The sequence below is a fragment of the Nostoc sp. genome (genome assembly GCF_036917095.1).
Lineage (GTDB): Bacteria > Cyanobacteriota > Cyanobacteriia > Cyanobacteriales > Nostocaceae > Nostoc.
Genome location: NZ_JBALFH010000015.1, coordinates 89,487 through 107,541 on the forward strand (window position 1 = coordinate 89,487; position 18,055 = coordinate 107,541).

Annotated in this window: 17 protein-coding genes; 9 read left to right on the top strand and 8 right to left on the bottom strand. The window is 43.4% G+C overall.

Annotation, left to right across the window (positions count from 1 at the left end; translation table 11 throughout):
• Positions 1–143: 143 nt before the first annotated feature.
• The 3 genes from V7L01_RS04535 to V7L01_RS04545 form a co-directional block, all read right to left on the bottom strand.
• On the bottom strand, positions 144–398 hold the full coding sequence (locus tag V7L01_RS04535) for a TIGR03643 family protein (RefSeq protein ID WP_335032336.1): 255 nt from the start codon (positions 396–398) through the stop codon (positions 144–146).
• A 35-nt stretch (positions 399–433) separates the two neighbouring features.
• Positions 434–2,236 (bottom strand): ABC transporter ATP-binding protein, encoded by a 1,803-nt coding sequence (locus V7L01_RS04540; RefSeq protein ID WP_335032338.1) that lies wholly within the window; start codon positions 2,234–2,236, stop codon positions 434–436.
• Between the two features lie 83 nt (positions 2,237–2,319).
• Positions 2,320–4,113, bottom strand: coding sequence for an ABC transporter ATP-binding protein (locus V7L01_RS04545; protein WP_335032340.1), 1,794 nt, complete (start codon positions 4,111–4,113; stop codon positions 2,320–2,322).
• Between the two features lie 395 nt (positions 4,114–4,508).
• On the opposite strand from V7L01_RS04545, the gene V7L01_RS04550 reads away from it, so the two are divergent.
• A complete protein-coding gene (locus tag V7L01_RS04550) occupies positions 4,509–5,570 on the top strand; it encodes an L-histidine N(alpha)-methyltransferase (RefSeq protein WP_335032342.1) in 1,062 nt (353 codons plus the stop codon).
• Positions 5,571–5,889: 319 nt separating this feature from the next.
• On the opposite strand, the gene V7L01_RS04555 is transcribed toward V7L01_RS04550, so the two are convergent.
• Positions 5,890–6,099, bottom strand: coding sequence for a type II toxin-antitoxin system HicB family antitoxin (locus V7L01_RS04555; protein ID WP_442936935.1), 210 nt, complete (start codon positions 6,097–6,099; stop codon positions 5,890–5,892).
• On the bottom strand, positions 6,086–6,352 hold the full coding sequence (locus V7L01_RS04560) for a type II toxin-antitoxin system HicA family toxin (protein WP_335032344.1): 267 nt from the start codon (positions 6,350–6,352) through the stop codon (positions 6,086–6,088). Before V7L01_RS04560 ends, V7L01_RS04555 begins: the two co-directional genes overlap by 14 nt.
• Before the next feature lie 143 nt (positions 6,353–6,495).
• Here V7L01_RS04560 and V7L01_RS04565 point away from each other — a divergent pair, with 143 nt between their 5' ends.
• The 6 genes from V7L01_RS04565 (at position 6,496) to V7L01_RS04590 (ending at position 13,824) form a co-directional block, all read left to right on the top strand.
• Positions 6,496–7,122 (top strand): rhodanese-like domain-containing protein, encoded by a 627-nt coding sequence (locus V7L01_RS04565; protein WP_335032346.1) that lies wholly within the window; start codon positions 6,496–6,498, stop codon positions 7,120–7,122.
• A 189-nt stretch (positions 7,123–7,311) separates the two neighbouring features.
• Positions 7,312–8,067, top strand: coding sequence for a TIGR04283 family arsenosugar biosynthesis glycosyltransferase (locus V7L01_RS04570; RefSeq protein WP_335032348.1), 756 nt, complete (start codon positions 7,312–7,314; stop codon positions 8,065–8,067).
• A 420-nt stretch (positions 8,068–8,487) separates the two neighbouring features.
• On the top strand, positions 8,488–9,876 hold the full coding sequence (locus V7L01_RS04575; protein ID WP_335032350.1) for a 3' terminal RNA ribose 2'-O-methyltransferase Hen1: 1,389 nt from the start codon (positions 8,488–8,490) through the stop codon (positions 9,874–9,876).
• A gap of 11 nt (positions 9,877–9,887) precedes the next feature.
• Positions 9,888–10,337, top strand: coding sequence for an AAA family ATPase (locus tag V7L01_RS04580; RefSeq protein WP_335032351.1), 450 nt, complete (start codon positions 9,888–9,890; stop codon positions 10,335–10,337).
• On the top strand, positions 10,327–11,094 hold the full coding sequence (locus V7L01_RS04585; protein ID WP_335032353.1) for a tRNA(His) guanylyltransferase Thg1 family protein: 768 nt from the start codon (positions 10,327–10,329) through the stop codon (positions 11,092–11,094). The genes V7L01_RS04580 and V7L01_RS04585 overlap by 11 nt, the downstream gene beginning before the upstream one ends.
• Positions 11,095–11,193: 99 nt before the next feature.
• Positions 11,194–13,824, top strand: coding sequence for a polynucleotide kinase-phosphatase (locus tag V7L01_RS04590; protein WP_335032355.1), 2,631 nt, complete (start codon positions 11,194–11,196; stop codon positions 13,822–13,824).
• 80 nt (positions 13,825–13,904) lie between these two features.
• Here V7L01_RS04590 and V7L01_RS04595 read toward each other — a convergent pair whose 3' ends face one another.
• Entirely contained in the window at positions 13,905–14,063 is a 159-nt protein-coding gene (locus tag V7L01_RS04595) for a hypothetical protein (RefSeq protein ID WP_335032357.1), read from the bottom strand.
• Positions 14,064–14,105: 42 nt separating this feature from the next.
• Positions 14,106–15,314 carry a NupC/NupG family nucleoside CNT transporter gene (locus tag V7L01_RS04600; protein ID WP_335032358.1) on the bottom strand — a complete coding sequence of 403 codons (1,209 nt, stop codon included), beginning with the start codon at positions 15,312–15,314 and terminating at the stop codon, positions 14,106–14,108.
• 18 nt (positions 15,315–15,332) lie between these two features.
• Here V7L01_RS04600 and V7L01_RS04605 point away from each other — a divergent pair, with 18 nt between their 5' ends.
• The gene (locus V7L01_RS04605) at positions 15,333–15,536 is read left to right on the top strand and encodes a hypothetical protein (protein WP_335032359.1); all 204 of its coding nucleotides are present in this window, start codon (positions 15,333–15,335) and stop codon (positions 15,534–15,536) included.
• 131 nt (positions 15,537–15,667) lie between these two features.
• Here V7L01_RS04605 and V7L01_RS04610 read toward each other — a convergent pair whose 3' ends face one another.
• A complete protein-coding gene (locus tag V7L01_RS04610) occupies positions 15,668–16,873 on the bottom strand; it encodes a DUF4336 domain-containing protein (protein ID WP_442936943.1) in 1,206 nt (401 codons plus the stop codon).
• A 266-nt stretch (positions 16,874–17,139) separates the two neighbouring features.
• On the opposite strand from V7L01_RS04610, the gene V7L01_RS04615 reads away from it, so the two are divergent.
• Positions 17,140–17,550, top strand: a complete 411-nt coding sequence (locus V7L01_RS04615) for a hypothetical protein (protein ID WP_335032361.1) — start codon at positions 17,140–17,142, stop codon at positions 17,548–17,550.
• The last annotated feature ends 505 nt before the right edge of the window (positions 17,551–18,055 follow it).

Genomic DNA, 18,055 nt, shown 5'->3' on the forward strand with positions numbered 1-18,055 from the left:
TTTGATTTAACACATCTAGGACTTACGCACAGGTAACGGAAAATCGAACCACAGAGAACGCAGAGGGCACGGAGGAATAAGAGTTTCAAAGGGTTTTTGCGTAAGTCCTAACATCATAAAAGAGCGATCGCTAACCCAATTACTTACGTTTTCTGATTGTGCGATTTAAACCGACCTGCAATAAATTCTCGCTTAGATAAATGCTTTGTAGCGCGTTTGGTGACTCGCTCTCGCCACATCTGGAAACTTGATTCCTTCATTTCGCGCCTCATTAGGGCAATTACCTGTTTCTCCAGCAGCCCAAACTGAGCCTCGATAGCATCAAAAGATGTTCTATCTTCCCATGCCATTTCAATAATGCGATCGATGGTTTGCGAATCAAGGTTAGGTAGCTTCATTCTTTTGCAATTGATAAATTCAAGCTATATCTATTTTACTTTTCGTTTTGAAGAACCATTGGGTCTGATGCACCCAGTTGCAGGGCATAAAGGTTCGCATAGACACCTTGGCGATCGATCAGTTCGGCGTGAGTACCTTGCTCTACAATTTGCCCCTGCTGAATTACTAATACCCGATCTGCCTGAGTAACTGTACTGAGACGGTGGGCAATTACGAAACTGGTACGACCTTGCAGCAAACGGGCGATCGCACTTTGTACTAGCGCTTCTGTACGCGTGTCAATGCTGCTGGTTGCTTCATCAAGAATCAGAATTCGCGGGTTAATCAACACCGCACGGGCAATACTGATCAGTTGTCGCTGTCCTTGGCTCAAGGGTGCTCCCCGTTCGCCCAATTGAGTTGTATAACCTTGTGGCAGTGAGGTAATGAACTCATGCACATTTGCCATCTGTGCAGCCGCTTCGATATCAGCTTGGGTAACATGGGGAGCACCAAAGGCAATGTTTTCGGCGACGGTGCCACTGAACAAAATATTGTCTTGCAAGACGATGCCAATTTGACGCCGCAGACTTGCTTGAGTAACGCTACGCACATCAATATCATCAATTTTCACTGCCCCACCAGATACATCGTAGAAGCGCAAAATCAAGTTAATAATAGTACTTTTTCCCGAACCTGTCGGCCCTACTAACGCAATCATCTGACCTGGATAGGCGTGCAAATTCACCCCTTTGAGAACCAGTTGGTCTGGGTTATAGCCAAACTTGACATTATCAAATGTCACTTCCCCCTGAATGGGCGGCATTTCTGTCGCATCGGGTGCGTCTTTGAGTTGTGACGGTTCATCTAGTAATAGAAAGATTCGCTCTAATCCGGCGAATGCAGATTGAGCTTGGGTGTAAAACTGGCTGAGAATCTGGATAGGGCGGAAGAATTGCTGGACGTAAAGTAAAAAGGATGTGACTACACCCACTGTTACCGCTTTCGTAACTGCGAGATAGCCACCATAGGCGAGTACGCCTGCTGTTGCTAGCGTGTTGAGAAAATCGATGGAGGGCAAAAAGGCCGAAGTAATTGCCACAGCCTCAACGTTGGCATCTCTATTGGCGGCGTTAAGAATGTCGAATTCTTTGATATTCATCTGTACGCGATTAAATGCCTGTGCTTCGCGCACGCTGCCAATATCTTCTTCTAATTTGGCGGAAAGCTCCCCAATGGTTTGCCGGGTGACGCGAAATCTGGCTCTTGCCCAACGTGCAAACAAGCTTGTAGTAAAAATCATCAGTGGCACAACCAGATTGCTCAACAAACCGAGTTGTAGGTTGATTGAGAGCATCGCAATCACAATGCCGACCAAACTGAAAGTGTTACCCAGCATTTGGGCGATCGTCAGTCCAAATGCCTGATTCACGGTATTGACATCATTTAGCAAGCGGCTCATTAAATCGCCTGCTTCGCTGCGGTCAAAAAAGCTGAGTGGCAGACTTTGGATTTTAATGAAAATGTCTTGCCTCAGTTGAGCCAGCAATCGCTGCATAATCCAGCCGACTCGAATAATTTGACCCCGGATTGCTAAAACACCAAGTCCATAGTTCAGCCCTAATAGCCCTAATAACAGCAGCAATCCTTGCAAATTCCCTTGTGCAATCAGATGATCGATTGACCAGCCAAGGAAAAACGGCCCAATTGCCTGAGTTATCGCACCAATCAAGACTAATGTCAGGGCGATAGGAATTTCTTTGCGATAAAGTAGCACGTATTGTAAAAAGCGCCGCAGGGTGGAAAGTTGCTGACTGGCGTTTTGCTCAGATGCAACAACGGGAACTGTGCCTCTCATAAAAATTTTAGATTTTAGATTTGGGATTTTGGATTAAAAGTCTTTATTTACAAGGCTGCGAGCAAAATTTCCAGCTAGAGCAATTATGCTAATTGGGGGTGATTTTTCTCCTTCGGCTTTACCTGAGATTCCAAAATCACACCGTAGAGAGGGCTAGTTTGCATCAATTCCTCGTGAGTGCCTTGTGCCACCAATCGTCCTTTATCCATGAGAAAAATCCGATCGGCATTCTTGACGGTACTGATGCGTTGAGCTACTACAAAGGTTGTACAAGCTTTTTGCCGCATTAAGCCATCTAGTTCGGCTTGAATCTGGGCAGCAGTTTTGGCATCCACAGCCGAGGTACTATCATCCAAAATCAGAATGCTGTAATCGGTTAGTAAGGTACGAGCGATCGCAATTCGTTGTTTTTGTCCGCCAGATAACCCTACACCCCGTTCGCCCACAATCGTCTCGTAGCCATCAGGCAGACTGGTGATGAAATCGTGCATTTGTGCGGTTTTTGCAACCTCAATCACCTGCTCTATAGTTGCATTGGGTTTGGCGTAGGCAATATTTTCGCGGATTGTGCCAGAGAAGAGGGTGGTTTCCTGAAATACAATGCCAATACGCGATCTGAGGCTTTTTAGGGTGAAACTTGTTACATCCCGGCCGTCAATGCGAACCGCTCCCTTTGTGACATCGTAAAAGCGGGGAATCAGGTTCATAATTGTGCTTTTTCCGGAACCAGTCATCCCTAAAACGGCGATTAGTTCGTTGGGTTTGGTTTCAAAGGAAACTTCTTTGAGAGTTTCGGTTGTCGCTCCGGGATAGCGAAAGGAAACATTTTCAAAAGTGATTCTACCACCGCAGGTATCAAATGGGACAGCACCGGGGCGATCGCGAATTTCTACTTCCGCATCGACAACTTCGTAGACTCGTTCGGCGGAAGCAGCTGATTGAGCGATCGCGGGTGCAGCAAATCCAATCAACAAAATAGGTTGGAGAATCAACGCTAGGTAGGAGTTAAACGCCACCAGTTCGCCAATAGAGAACCGGTTCCCAATCACCTGCCCTCCCCCGTAGGCGAAAACTGCCAGTGTTACCAAATTACTCAGCAAAAAGATCAACGGGAAGGTATCACGAATGGCGCTAATGGTCTTCATGTTTGCCTTGACTAGACCATCATTTAGAGTCGTGTAACGCGACCTTTCGGTGGACTCCCGTACAAAAGCTTTCACCACCCGTATTCCTAGTAAGTTCTCTTGCAATACAGCATTCAGGTCGCTCAGTTGCTCTTGTACTTGCCGAAAAAGTTTGTTATTGCGGGTGACGAATCGCGTCATCAACCATGCGTTTAGGGGTACTACTGTCAGCGTAATCAGCGCTAATTGCCAGTTCATTATCAGCAAAAGCACTGAAATACTCACCAATGTCACAAGCGAACCAACAACTTGAATTAAGCTAGTGCCAACAAAGGTACGGATCTGCTCAATGTCGCTGGTGACACGGGTTAATAGTTGGGAAGTCTGCGCTTGGTCGTGATAGCTGAAACTGAGATTTTGGATTTTGCTGAAAATTTTGTTTCGCAGGTCATAGGCTACACCCTGAGACACCGCTTCTGCCAAATAGCTTTGTCCAAAGTTAAATACACCACGAGCGATCGCCGCGACTACCATCCAGGCGGCGCTATATAGCACAATTTGGAGATTTTTTGGCGCGATTCCCTCATCAATTCCCCACCGAAATAGTTGTGGAGTGAGTGCGTTGGCGATCGTCAACAATAACAGGCTGGCCAAGGCTCCCAGCGAAGTCCATCGGTAAGTGCTCAAACTCCCAAGCACGCGCTGGATTGACCGGATCGACGAAGTTTCCTGGAGTTCTGGTTGCTGAACCAATGGTATTTACCCCTGTATCTTTGGAAAATTATCTCGTACTTTGATTGTAAAAAACCAATTGGTCAATTGAAAGTGAGAAATATGGGATACAGGCAGAAGGCTTAGTTGGAATCCCCATAAATAAATTTAGGAGATTTAATAAGGATGCTGTAAATATGCGGCTACTCAATTACTACATACATCTTTTTTTTGTTTTTCATAAATAAATTTAGGGGCTTTTAACCCACTCCGCAGAGGGAAAAAAATATTTTCTTCCTCCTGCCGCCTTTCTTCAGTAACTCTCCTATTTGTGATGGAAATTCCGAGTTTTGGGACAGTGGCATGGGAGAATACCTCTTTGGCAAGCATTGCGGCTAATCTATTTCCAGACCGAAGAAAACCAACGAACAAGAATAATGGCTCAAAATTTTCATAGCAATTCCCAACTTCCCTCGGATATCTCAACTACTATCAGTCGCACAGCAAAGCCAAGTTCTGAATTCTATTCCCTTTTTTCTGAAGAAGAAGTTTTAGGAATAATTGATGCATTAGAAGTTAGACGAGAAATACCTCTAAAGTATTCTTATAAAGGTAGAGGTGCAAAAAGTTGGAATGATTTTTATCTAAAATATGTTATTCCTAGATGGTATGGAAGAGCAAATGTAGAAATTGACCTTTTAAAGAATAATTTTAAATATCTGAATAGCAATATCCAACCTGGTAATAAAGTCAACATTGTAGACGTTGGTGCAGGAAATTCATATCCTGTTAAAAAATTTATCTACAAACTGAATAAATTAGGGAAGGTGAATAAATATATTGCCTTAGATATTAGTGAAGAATTACTTGATGTATCCAGAAAAAATTTTAAAAAATGGTTTCCCCTAGTCGAATTTCTCAGTTCTACAATCGACATAGAAAATAGTTGTGTACCCAAAATCTTTTTTCAAAATCAAACTAGTCTTGAAATTGACGGCACAGCCAAAATATTTTTACACTTAGGAGTTACCATTGGAAATCACCAAAATAGAGATGAAGTACTCAAAAACTTTAGAGATAGTATGGGAAAAAATGATTTTCTAGTGTTCACTAACGAAACTGGTTCTAACTCTCAATGGGATGGAATAGTTAGGGGTGGCTGTAAGTATCATGTAGAAGAAATATATGCATGGGTTAAAAATAAGATTGGGATTAAATCTGAAGATTGTGAACTAGTGAGAAAGTATGATTTAAAAACAGATAGTATAGTTGCTAATCTGAAACTTATTAATGATTACACTATAGATTTTAGTCGGATGGGAATAGATAAAAATCTTGAAATCTTTGAAGGTGAAGAGATTACAATTTGGCGACATCACAAGTATGAAATGCCTAAACTTATGCAAGAAATAGAACGTTCTGGACTACAACTTGTTCACTATAGTACTGACAAATACAAATCGCATATTATGGCAATTTGTAAAGTTGCCAGTAACTAACCTTTTTAATTAGGCTTCCTCTGTTATCTCTAAAACAGCAAACCTAATAGTAGTCGGTAAAATTTTCTAGAACACTAATTCAATAATCCTGAAAGAATCTCTCCCCCATCCCCTCTACCTTGGCGTCAGCATTAGGCAAGCAAAGAGGAGAATTTGGCTCCCCCTTTCCTTAGCAGAAAAGAGGCTGGGGGGTTAGGTTCTTGATGACTGAATCGATGTCTTAGTAGCTTTAGCGAAAATTTTCCCAATCCGTATCTTAAATGGTGTCAAATATTTCTGATGATGGTAAAAAATCAGTTTGACTTAGCTTGTGTATCAATTAAATGTACATCAAACGCGGTCTAGGTTCAGGAACTGGACGCCCTAAATCCTTAGCTATTTCTATCCATTGCTGCATAACTAATTCTACATTATGCAGCGCTTCTTGATAAGTATCGCCGTCAGCAGCACAGCCTGATAATTCTGGCACTTCAGCAATAAAGGCTTCATCTAATTCGCTCCAGTAGAGAATAATTTCATAGCGAAACATTATTTTTACTTCCTAGCTTATACTTGAGAATCACTGCACGAACTTGTTTAATTTGATAGCGTTTGGCTTTTCCTCTCTTCTGTTGCAGGTTCAATATTTCCTCAACATCGGCTTTGATAAAAATACGATGATCGCCACGAATCCGTTCATCAAAGCCTAGTGTATATAAAAGTTGCCACAGTTGAGCGAAAGGGATGTCTGTATCAGAAGTCCCAGAGAGAATTTTGTCTAAGAGTTTGTCTTGCTGACTCACGTTTTTCTGGCTGTCTTAATGTTTCTATAGTCTCATATTTATTTAAAATCAGGGCATACAAGAGCAAAAAGAGAGATTTGCTCCTGAGTCAGAGCATCCCAGGATGACAATGCCTAGTCTAGTTATCAGGGCAAATTGTAAGCTTGGATACACTTCTACTGTCTTACTTGCCGACTGACCTATGTCCCTTAAGCTTCGTTTTACCTTACAAGGTGTTGCAATTTTATACACAAGTTTATCTCGAAAGTTTCATATCATTAATTAGAACACCTTGTAGTGTTAGAGTTAAGGTAAATTTTGAAAAATTGCGATCGCTGGTGTTAGGTTTACTCAAACTTTTTATCAGACTGAGTTTTCCAACTGTTAGTCAAATCACAACAGAAAAATTTGCAGACTGGCTAGCCAATCCTGCAAAGCCACAGCCGTTTGTGCTTGATGCACGAAGCCAAGCAGAATATGCGGTCAGTCACATCAATACATCTGTGCGTATCGATCCTGTGGCATCCGACCTAACAATACTCTCGAAAGTTTCCAAAGACACACCAATCATTGTATATTGCTCAGTTGGTTACCGTAGCGCTAAAGTTGCCCAACAACTTCATCGGGAGGGATTTACCCAAATTTTTAATTTGAGCGGCGGTCTTTTTCAGTGGGCAAATGAAGAAAGACCCATCTTTAAAGATGATGGACAGTTAACACAACTTGTGCATCCCTATGATGCAATCTGGGGAAAGCTCCTCAAAAATAGTTACCATGCAGAGGATTATTGAATTTAAATTGCCCCAAATCTCAACTGAGTTTTTTTAGCTTTATATTCAAACAAACTATGCAGTTGTACAGTATCTATCTTTAGTATCGTCTGAACTATTAACTAAAGCATAATTATTACACGTTTTCTATTCGGGTTAAAGTCGATAGATGTTAAGTATAAATAATAAAAATAAACCTCTTGAAAATGTATGTCTCAAGTTTCGATTGTTATTCCTACTTTCAATGAAGCACCTAATTTAGAGCGCACTTTGCGACAACTGAATTTATTGAAACCACCTGTAAAAGAAGTAATTATAGTAGATGGCGGTAGCGAAGATGAGACAGTGGCGATCGCTAAACAAGTTTCGGAATCATTAAATCAACAATTAAATGTGCAAATTCTATTTTGCGAACGGCGTGGACGTGCAATTCAGATGAATTACGGAGCATCAGTTGCAACCGGAGATATACTTTGTTTTCTCCATGCAGACACTTCGATTCCTGATGATACTGCTGCTGTTATTCAAAACACCTTGGCAGAGCCTACTGTTGCTTGTGGAGGATTCATTTCTTTAATGGCAGGCTCTCAAACCACTCGCTGGGGTATATCCTTGCATAACTACCTGAAAACTTACTATGCTCCGCTAGTATTTAAACCTCACTTATTTTTTAAAGGATTGCGTCTGTTGTTTGGCGATCAAGTTATGTTCTGTCGTCAACGTGACTTTTGGGATTGCGGCGGATTCAATGAGGCGTTGCCAATCATGGAGGATGGAGATTTATGCCTCAGATTGGTGCAGAAAGGACGAATTGTTCTGGTTAACCGCATCGTTCAAAGTTCCGATCGCCGGGTGGCACGCTGGGGTAGTTGGAAAGCTACAGCAATTTACCTCTACATCGGTATTTTATGGGGGATTGGCGTTGATGCCAACTATCTCAAGCAGTTTTATCAAGATATTCGTTGATTTAAGAGGATGTTTTAAAAGTCGCTCCGTCCTCTAACCAATCAAAAAATCATAGTATCCCTTGACAACTCTATATTACATATACTACAAAGAAGGTATTAATCCAAAAGCTTTCTTAAAAGGCAAAATCAAAAGTTTCGATCGCAAAATAAAACTGCTCTGTCAATTTGTGCGAAATTCTAGTTAATTATTTCCTTACCCTAAACCGAATGGCACTAAGTTAAGCTGAAGGGTATGCAGCGTAAGAATTGCAGAGGAGCAGGGGGGCAGGGGCGCAGAGGGGAATTTCTAAATATCCGAACGCAATGTTTAAAACTTCTTCTTTCTCCTCTGCTCCTTTGCTCAAGAGCACCCCTGCTGCCTCAACGATTTTTCCTTTTCTTAGTGCCATTCACCCTAAACCTTTGTACAAGTGAATAAATGCTGCTTACAATCACAACGACACATTCCCCAGCAACGCAGTTAGGCTACCTGTTGCATAAACACCCAGACCGTTGTCAGTCCTTTGCCCTAAGTTTTGGAAAGGCGCACATCTTCTACCCAGAAGCTAGTGTAGAGCGATGTACGGCGGCGTTGTTGTTGGATGTCGATCCTGTGAAATTGGTGCGGGGAGGCGGTGCAAGACTAAAACAATATATAAGCGATCGCCCTTATGTTGCTTCTTCTTTTTTGAGTGTAGCGATCGCTCAGGTGTTTAGCACGGCTTTAGGAGGACGCTGCAAAGACTTACCAGAATTAGCGCAAACCCCTATTCCTTTGGTAGCAAAACTGTCGGTTTTACCTTGTCGCGGTGGTGAAGAATTTCTGCGGCAATTGTTTGAGCCGTTGGGTTATAGTGTCAGTGCCGAAGGTCATATTTTAGATGAGAAATTCCCTGATTGGGGACAAAGCCAATACTTTACCGTCGAACTACAGCACACCCTACCTTTGAGTGATTTGTTAAGTCATCTCTACGTCCTCATCCCGGTGTTGGATGACGATAAGCATTACTGGGTAGGCGATGAAGAAATCGAAAAGTTACTACGTCATGGTGAAGGCTGGTTAACTACCCATCCAGCGCGAGAGCAAATTACCAGGCGTTACCTGAAACGACAGCAACGCTTAACTCGTCTAGCTTTAGCTCAACTAGTAGAGTCGGATAATCTCGATGTCGATAGCGTTGAAGAAAGTCATGCTAAAGAAGAGGCGGCGGTAGAAAAGCCGATTAGTCTGAATCAGCAGCGCCTGGATGCTGTGATTGCTGCTCTAAAACAAAGCAATGCAAAGCGGGTGATTGATTTAGGCTGTGGTCAAGGCAATCTGCTGAAAATACTTCTCAAAGACGGCTTTTTTGAACAGATTACAGGTGTAGATGTTTCCTACAGGGCGCTAGAAGTTGCCCAAGAACGATTAGACCGTCTGCGCCTGACGCGCAACCAGTGGGAACGCGTACAACTGATCCAAGGCGCACTGACTTACCAGGATAAACGCTTTAGTGGCTATGATGCTGCGACGGTGATTGAGGTGATTGAGCATCTTGATTTGCCCCGACTGGGAGCATTTGAGCGGGTTTTGTTCGAGTTTGCCCAACCCAAAACGGTGCTGGTGACAACACCCAATATTGAATACAATATCAAATTTGAGAACCTCCCGGCGGGAAAACTGCGACATCAAGACCACCGCTTTGAATGGACGCAAGAGCAGTTTCAAAACTGGGCAAACCAAGTAGCAGCACGCTTTGGCTACACTGTGAAATTTCAACCTATAGGGACGGAAGATCCAGAAGTCGGTTCGCCCACACAAATGGCGGTGTTTAGCCATAACTCTTAATTTCATCAATCATGGAAGCAATTATTTTTGTAGGAATCCAGGGAGCAGGTAAGTCTACCTTTTATCGCGATCGCTTCTTTAATACTCACATCCGCATTAACCTTGATATGCTCAAAACTCGTCATCGAGAGCAAATGTTTCTTCAAGCTTGTTTAGAAACTAAACAGCGTTTTGTTGTGGACAATACTAACCCAACGGTGGAAGAAAGAAAACGCTATATTACTCCAGCTAAAGCGAAAGGTTTCCGGGTTGTGGGTTACTACTTTCAGTCTCACCTAGAAGACTGCAAGCAACGGAATAGCCAAAGACCTCCTAAAGAAATCGTGCCTTTGGTTGGACTGTTAGCAACATATAAAAAGCTGGAGCTACCGAGTTGGAACGAAGGGTTTGATACACTTTACTCGGTTAAAAAGGACTTAAATAATTCATTCGCTGTTGAGGAATGGAACCGTGAAATTTGATGAACTTGATAGTAAAATGCGAGTGTTTGAGACAGCACACGATTATTGTGTGCTCCCTGGACTTTACATAGTTGCAAGATTAGATGGACGCAGCTTTACTCGCCTGACAAAAGAAGTGCATCAATTTGAGGCTCCCTACGATATTCGCTTCCGAGATTTGATGCTGGCAACTGTCGAACATTTGTTCAATTGCGGGTTAGATATCACTTACGGTTATACCCAAAGTGATGAAATATCTCTACTGTTTGCTCAAAAAGAAAACACTTTCAACCGCAAATTAAGAAAACTAAATTCGATTTTAGCAGGTGAAGCCAGCGCCAGCTTTTCTTTACTATTAGGTGCTATTGGCTGCTTTGACTGTCGCATTTCGCAGCTTCCTAATATAGAAGAAGTAGTAAATTATTTTCGTTGGCGCAGTGAGGATGCCCATAGAAATGCTCTTAATGCTCATTGTTACTGGTGTTTGCGCGGAGATGGCAAAAGTGTAATTGAAGTAACCAGCATGATGAAAGGGTTATCTGTTGCCGATAAAAACGAATTATTATTCCAGCATGGGATTAATTTTAATCATCTGCCCAATTGGCAAAAACGAGGTGTGGGGCTGTATTGGGAAGAATATGAAAAGCAGGGATTCAACCCAATCAGCGGTGAAACTATCCCAGCACTACGGCGACGCATCAGGCAAGATTTGGACTTGCCGATGAAGGATGAGTACAGCAAGTTTATTGCCAAACTTTTGAATAATCCAGGCGATTAGAAATCGCGGCGACACAAACAAAGTCCGCCTGCGCTGACTAACGTCAAAATAGGGTTTCAAATTTAATCTGACGAGAGTAATAAAAGAGCTTTAATTACTATGAAAATCACTATTCCCGAACTATCTCTAATTGTCCTCATCGGTGCTTCTGGTTCCGGTAAATCTACTTTTGCGCGTAAGCACTTTCAACCCTTTGAGGTTTTGTCTTCCGATTTTTGTCGGGGGTTGGTGTCAAATGAGGAAAATAGCCAATCTGCTACTAAAGATGCCTTTGAAGTGCTGCACTTCGTTGCCCAGAAGCGGTTGGCGGCAGGTAAACTTACAGTCATTGATGCTACTAACGTGCAGATGGAAGACCGCAAACCCTTACTGCAAATGGCACGGCAGTATCACTGTTTTGCGATCGCGATCGTCCTCGACCTCCCAGAAGAATTATGCCACGAACGTAACCAACTCCGTAGCGATCGCCAATTTGGCCCCCATGTAGTGCGTCGTCATACCCAAATGTTGCGGCGTTCCCTGCGGGGTTTAGAAAAGGAAGGCTTTCGCTATGTCTACACTCTCAAATCTTTAGAAGAAATCACATCCGTCGAAATTGATCGCCAGCCTTTATGGAACAACCTCAAACACGAACATGGCCCCTTTGACATCATTGGCGATATTCACGGCTGTTGTGATGAACTTGAAGCATTACTTCAACAGCTAGGCTACCAAATCTCCTCATCTCCCCCTACCTCCCCTGCTCCCCCTGCTCCCCCTGCCTCCCCTGCCTCCCCTGCCCCCTCTGCTCCCCCTTGGGACTACCCAACCTACCAGCATCCCCAAGGCCGCAGGGCTGTCTTTCTTGGCGATTTAGTAGACAGAGGGCCGCGTATCCTGGATACAGTTAAACTAGTACGAAACATGGTTGCCGCAGGTACGGCTTTTTGCGTTCCTGGTAATCATGAAAACAAACTATTGCGGAAACTACGCGGTAAAAATGTCCGGGTTAATCATGGTTTAGAGCAAACCTTGGCTGAGATTGAGGCTTTACCGGATGAGGTGCGCGAACCTTTCAGCAAAGAACTGCAAATGTTTCTCGATTCCTTAATCAGTCACTACCTTTTAGATGATGGGCGGTTAGTGGTGGCTCACGCTGGGATGAAACAAGAAATGCAAGGACGGGGGTCTGGTGCTGTGCGCGAGTTTGCTCTTTATGGCGAAAGCACTGGCGAGATTGATGAATTTGGCTTACCCGTCCGCTACAACTGGGCAGGAGAATATCGGGGTGAACCGATGGTAGTCTACGGACATACCCCTGTACCCGAAGCAGAATGGCTGAATAACACTATTGATATAGATACAGGCTGCGTTTTTGGCGGTAAACTCACCGCTCTGCGCTATCCAGAAAAGGAACTGGTGAGTGTTCCTGCTACCCGCGTCTACTGTGAACCTGTAAAACCTTTGATACAGAACACCGCAACACGCACATCCCAACAGGAATTGGATGATGTCCTGTATATTGAGGACGTTTTGGGTAAGCGGATCGTTAACACTCGACTTCAGTCCAAGATTACCATTCGGGAAGAAAATGCGATCGCCGCTTTAGAAGTGATGAGCCGTTTTGCCTGCAATCCCAAATGGCTGATTTATTTACCCCCCACTATGTCCCCCGTCGAAACATCCCTATTACCGGGATTTTTGGAACATCCAGCCGAAGCCTTTACCTACTACCAAAATGCTGGAATTACACAATTAGTATGTGAAGAAAAACACATGGGTTCGCGGGCGGTTGTGATTATTTGCCGAGATTTAGAGGCTGCCGAGAAACGATTTGGTGTCGTAAATGAAGGCATCGGCGTCTGCTATACGCGCACAGGACGCAGGTTTTTCGATGATTCAGCATTAGAGACAGAACTTTTAGCGCGGGTGAATCTTGCCCTTTCCCAGAGCGGCTTTTGGTCAGAATTTCAAACCGACTGGGTGTGTCTAGACTGTGAATTGATGCCGTGGTCAGCTAAAGCTCAGGGACTGCTACGAGAACAATATGCCCCTGTGGGAGTGGCATCACGCTTTGCTCTCAATGATGCTGTTAGCTGTTTACAACAAGCAAGCGATCGCGGCGTAGATATCAGCACCCAACTCACTCATTACCAACAACGTGCAGAGATGGCACATCAGTATGTCAGTGCCTACCGCCAATACTGCTGGTCTGTCACTGATATTTCTGGATTAAGGTTAGCTCCTTTCCACATCCTAGCCACAGAAGGAGCCGCCCATATCGATAAAGACCATCGCTGGCATTTGGAGCAAATCGCCAAAATCTGCCAAAAAGACCCTGCCTTGCTCCTAGCTACTGCCTATAAAGCGATCGATTTGACTGACCCCAGCAGTCAAGCAGAGGGGGTTTATTGGTGGGAAAAACTTACCAAAGTCGGAGGTGAAGGTATGGTTGTCAAACCTATGGACTTTATCGTTCGAGGTAGCCGTGGCATTGTCCAGCCCGCAGTGAAATGTCGCGGACAAGAATATCTGCGGATTATTTATGGCCCTGAATATTCATCCCCAGAGAATTTGCAACGTCTGCGCCAACGTGGCTTATCTCACAAGCGTTCTTTAGCTATGCGCGAGTTTGCTTTGGGTGTTGAAGCATTGGAGCGATTTGTTGCCCTAACCCCTCTGCGCCGCGTGCATGAATGTGTTTTCGGTATTCTGGCATTGGAAAGCGAACCCGTCGATCCACGACTTTAAAATAGTATTTTTTGAGATAAATGCATTTTTATCAGGTGAAGCTGGTAACATACTTGTGATTTGAATCATAAAATAAACTTTTAGCTCACGATACTTAATTTATCTAACCGCCATCGCGCTTCGCGTCTCGCAGAGAAGACGCCATCGCGTAGCGTCTCGTTAGAGAAGAGCGCCGAGAATTCGTAGACTGTGCGTAAGTCCTGAAAATCTATAATTTGAGATGAAATCTGGCTAATCATCGCACACTTCCGCTCCTGAATGTTGATTTGGAGAATTCTTTTTCAAATCAACATTCCAGCAATACAAGCGGTGATAAAACCCGCTAACAATCCGCCAATCATTGACCTGACACCCATGCGAGCTAAGTCATGCTGGCGATTAGGTGCTATCCCGCTAATCCCGCCAATAGTAATGCCAATTGAACCTATATTTGCAAAATTACATAATGCGTAAGTCGCAATAATTACTGCGCGTTGAGAAATTTTCCCACTTTCAATTAGTGCCTTCAAATCCAAAAAAGCAATAAACTCATTCAGAATTGTCTTTGTACCCAATAAAGCCCCAACTTGCCGACAATCAGCCCAAGGTACGCCCATCAGCCACGCCACGGGAGCCATGAGAAAAGACAAAATCCACTGCAATGAGAGTTGCTGTAAGCCCACAAACGCCCCCAACCATCCCAGCAGTGTATTCAGGGCAGCTAATAATCCCAAAAAGGCGATAATTACCACCCCAACATTAACTGCTAGCTTCACACCATCAATTGCTCCGGTAGTAGCAGCATCAATTACATTTACATAATTGGTTTCTACATCTGCTTTTGCCTTACCAACCGTCTCTGATACTTCTGTTTCTGGGTAAAGTAATTTTGATACCACCAGCGACGTGGGAGCAGTCATAAAGAAAGCAGCAATCAGGTGTTCTGCTGGTATGCCAAAGGAAAGATACGCTCCTAGTACTCCACCCGCTATTGTGGCAAAACCACCCGTCATCAAGGCATGGAGTTCCGATTGCGTCATATTCGCTATATAAGGTTTAACCATCAGTGCCGACTCTGTTGGCCCCAAAAAGATGTTACCTGCACAAGATAAGGATTCAGAACCCGATGTTTTCATCGTCTTCATCATTACCCACGCCATCACATTTACGACTCGCTGTAAAATGCCGTAGTGATACAAGACGCTGATAAAGGCAGAGAAAAAGATTATTGTTGGCAGCACTTGGAACGCAAAGAAATGATCCTTAAAATTTTCTCCAAAGACAAATTTGGCACCGACATCAGAAAATGCTAAAAATTGGCTGACAATATTTCCCAGAGATTTAAACACATTCAAACCCCAAGGAGTTTTAAGAATCACTAGCGCAAATGCAAACTCCAATCCTAAACCCCAGGCCACTATGCGCCAACGCACTGCACGACGATTAACCGAGAAGGCGTAGGATATACCGATAAAAACTAAAATTCCCAACGCAGAAATGGCACGTTCCATAATGACTCCCGGAAATGTATGGCAAAGGCACTTAGCCACAAAGCATACATAAAAATCCGCCTTTTTTATTGCTTTTTAGGCAATTACGAGAGTCTTGATGGTGTAAATAAGAATTTAGCGATCGCACATCCAATTATTGTAGAAAAATATGGCGACATTCTGGAAGTTAATTCTGTACAGGAAGAGGGTACAGAATTTGTGATTCAAATTCCGGGATCTTGAATTTCATCGACTACTTTAATTGCACTATGGCCTTGAATGATAACAATTAGCTCAGGACTAGTTTCATTCAGGAATAAGGCTGTATCTGTAGCCAAACCAATTGGCGTTGCTCCCAAGCTATTCGAGGTTGATTACACCTTCTCTTTCGCTGGTGTTGCGATACCACGCTTAACTAGACTAGCTTCAAGTTCCTTAATGAATCTTAAGTCCTCCTCCAATAGAGGCTGGTTTTCACTTCCAGAAAAGTCCTTATTTACAGAGGGATTTTTCTCAAGGAAAGCAAATGCTTGCCGAAATTGACGCGGATTTGCCAAAATTTGCGAGTCAAAGTGACAGGGAATAATCTGCTGAAAATCCCAACTTGCAACTCTATCAGCCCAGTTGAGGACTTGTCTTGGTGCTTGGGGTAAAATGAGGATTTGCAGAATCGGTGCGACAAATGGTCGCCCCTGACCTCGTAGAGCATCGAATGCCTGCTTCCAGGTTTCTTGCCAGCGAAAAGGAAATAAACCAAAGTACGTTTTTAGCGATCGCTGTGGTGCTTTCAGAGCATCACGAAACATCTGTCCCATTGCTGTAATTTCCAGCGCACTTGGACGGAAGTAAAGCGCAAACAATGAAATGCGTTGCCATCCCTTGCGGCGGTTGTCTTCATTGTCCTCAATCGTCTCTAAGGCATTGTCCCTTGCATGAAACAGTAAGGGATAAGGATCTAATTGGACGATTTCTGGCGGGTCAACTGGAACAGAAAGTATAGAATCAGTTACAAGCAGAGTGCGCGATCGCTTGTGAAACAGCGCAACTTCTGCAAAAGATCCTCGTCCCAAATTGATGTCCAATATTGCATAGTCAAACTCCACAGCGAAGGGAGCGAGGCTTGAGTCCTCCGGGAGTTCTTGAGTTCGTTTTTGGGGAAAGCCTAGCCAACTAAGCGGCAGATTAAACGGGAAACTCCACTGGTGCGGGGCAATAAAGACTTGTGCTTGAGGAAAGCGACGAGCAAAAGGGCCAACGAAGATTTTATGCTCCAGACCAGAACTGGTTGGCAGTATGATGTATTTAACTTCACCGTGCTTTGCTACCAACTCATTAACCAAGCGGATACACTCAGTTGTTGGAGCAACGGGTGCATAAACCAGAAGTCCACCAGCAGCGAGCTTGACGATAGTCATGCGAATCGGCACGATGGTGTAGAGAATGCCCTGAAGCTGATCGAATGTCCAGATAGTGTCAAAAACTATTTCCTTGCGAAGTGTCCGTCGCCTGCCGTAGGGGTAGAGTGGGACAGCAGCCCAGAATGGCCATGACCAATCTTTTGGGTTGTTCAAAGGAGACATCCCTTGTTCTTGTAGTTCTACCCTTAATTTAGCTCCTTGTGATTTCATCTTCTTTCTATTCACTTAATTTCTAATACTAGCTGATGCTGCGATTTGCAAAGAATGTAGTATTTTGTTGTTTAATGAAATCCATCTACAGGCTAATATCTAAGACAAGCGATCGCCACTTTCGTTATGGAGAACAGATTTTGAATTCTCTTTTTTAGCAGTCGGCATCTAAATTCAAATTAGGTGTACTGGTAATCAAGCGAAAGGAGAAATATTCAATGGCTCAGACTCAAAAACAAGGAAAACCAACAGATAGTCAGCCAGATGAGTGGCAGCAAGACTTGAACAAGCAGCCTATAGCTGGTCAAAATTATGGTTTGTCAGGAACGCATCCAGAGAAAGCAGGTTTAAATGCCTATGAGATTAAAGAACTGCATGACAAACTGGCAGAGTATACACATGAAGAACTAAAACAAATTACATTGCTACCAGTTGGAAGTCGCTTGGAGCAAGGTGCAAAGTACATTGATCTGAATGACCCACAACGTAACGAGTTTACAGCAATGGGTGGTATGGAAGCTAGTGATGATAACTGGTATGTGCCGAAGACTGAGGTCAGTTATCAGCTTTGGAATCGATTAATCGGAGTACAAAATCCTGAGCGTTTAGGAGAAGCTAGCGAATCCTAAGATTTTATGAGGTAGGGTAAGAAGCGCAAAACTATGATTTTAAGACCAAAAGTTGAGAATATTTGATTTATAGTCTTCTCTACGAGACGCAAGCCCGAACAATCAATTTTGGGTACAGAGCAAACATTGAATTGTTTTAATCATGAAATCGATCGTGCCTGAATTTTGAATTGTTTGGCCGCAGCTTTCACAACCCAACATATCCGATCCATTCCAGCCGCTGGAGTGCAGATGTGATTATTTAAAATCCCAAATTGGTATGATTTTTTTTCGGAAGTGCTTGAGTATAATTCTGATTATTGTCGCGCTTTCTGATACCAATTGAAAAAGAATCCAGAAGCCAGAATTCAGAAGTCACAACAAGAAAGTGGGGGATTCAAACCTACCACTTTCTTGTTGAGCACTAAATTTTTAATTTAGTCCTATCTTAAACCCCTGTAATTCATCCACCAGCGGGACTCCAATAGAAGCAAGAGAATTTTAACGGCTGACTTCTAAATTCTAT

Coding starts and splice junctions, on each gene's coding strand:
- V7L01_RS04535 (WP_335032336.1), bottom strand. CDS start 398: ATGAAGCTACCTAACCTTGATTCGCAAACCATCGATCGCATTATTGAA.
- V7L01_RS04540 (WP_335032338.1), bottom strand. CDS start 2,236: ATGAGAGGCACAGTTCCCGTTGTTGCATCTGAGCAAAACGCCAGTCAG.
- V7L01_RS04550 (WP_335032342.1), top strand. CDS start 4,509: ATGGCTCAAAATTTTCATAGCAATTCCCAACTTCCCTCGGATATCTCA.
- V7L01_RS04555 (WP_442936935.1), bottom strand. CDS start 6,099: ATGTTTCGCTATGAAATTATTCTCTACTGGAGCGAATTAGATGAAGCC.
- V7L01_RS04570 (WP_335032348.1), top strand. CDS start 7,312: ATGTCTCAAGTTTCGATTGTTATTCCTACTTTCAATGAAGCACCTAAT.
- V7L01_RS04575 (WP_335032350.1), top strand. CDS start 8,488: ATGCTGCTTACAATCACAACGACACATTCCCCAGCAACGCAGTTAGGC.
- V7L01_RS04580 (WP_335032351.1), top strand. CDS start 9,888: ATGGAAGCAATTATTTTTGTAGGAATCCAGGGAGCAGGTAAGTCTACC.
- V7L01_RS04590 (WP_335032355.1), top strand. CDS start 11,194: ATGAAAATCACTATTCCCGAACTATCTCTAATTGTCCTCATCGGTGCT.
- V7L01_RS04595 (WP_335032357.1), bottom strand. CDS start 14,063: ATGATTAGCCAGATTTCATCTCAAATTATAGATTTTCAGGACTTACGC.
- V7L01_RS04600 (WP_335032358.1), bottom strand. CDS start 15,314: ATGGAACGTGCCATTTCTGCGTTGGGAATTTTAGTTTTTATCGGTATA.
- V7L01_RS04605 (WP_335032359.1), top strand. CDS start 15,333: ATGGCAAAGGCACTTAGCCACAAAGCATACATAAAAATCCGCCTTTTT.
- V7L01_RS04610 (WP_442936943.1), bottom strand. CDS start 16,873: ATGTCTCCTTTGAACAACCCAAAAGATTGGTCATGGCCATTCTGGGCT.
- V7L01_RS04615 (WP_335032361.1), top strand. CDS start 17,140: ATGGCTCAGACTCAAAAACAAGGAAAACCAACAGATAGTCAGCCAGAT.